The 438-nt window shown below is 39.0% G+C and carries 1 pseudogene; it reads left to right on the top strand.

Going from position 1 to position 438, the window contains the following annotated elements:
- Nucleotides 1–364 (top strand): annotated as a pseudogene (locus AAEY88_RS12615) (type I restriction-modification system subunit M); the annotation flags it as partial.
- Nucleotides 365–438: the final 74 nt, after the last annotated feature.

The following is a 438-nucleotide window of genomic DNA, read 5'->3' as shown; positions in this document are numbered from 1 at the left end:
GGCTCTATTAGTCGAAGAAAAAGAACTAAAAGCCCAGCTCAAAAAAGAAGCGGCGGCACTTCACATTTTAACCAAAGAAACCATTGAAAATCTAACCGTTCAGCAAGCAAACGAATTGGTTGAACTGAAATGGATTAAACCACTGGTTGATTCAATCAACCAATTGCCTGAGAACCTAACTGTTAGCTTAGCGAATAAGGTGGCTGCATTAACTGAAAAATATGCCACTACCTATAAAGAAGTGGTTGAAGAGATTGATGAAACGCAAAAAGCTTTATCTTCAATAATTGATGACTTAGAAGGCGATGAATTCGATATGGCAGGCCTGGGGGAATTTCAAACATTGCTCAAGGGGAATGAGTGATGGTGGAAGTTAAGGATGTTCCAAGATTGAAATTTAAAGGGTTTTCGGGAATTTGGGATTCAAGAGCTTTAGGA

The sequence above is a fragment of the Psychrobacter sp. CAL346-MNA-CIBAN-0220 genome (genome assembly GCF_040309805.1).
In the GTDB taxonomy this organism is placed as follows: Bacteria; Pseudomonadota; Gammaproteobacteria; order Pseudomonadales; family Moraxellaceae; genus Psychrobacter.
Note: the sequence above shows the minus strand (reverse complement) of the source record. Positions and strands in the feature narration are given on the sequence as shown.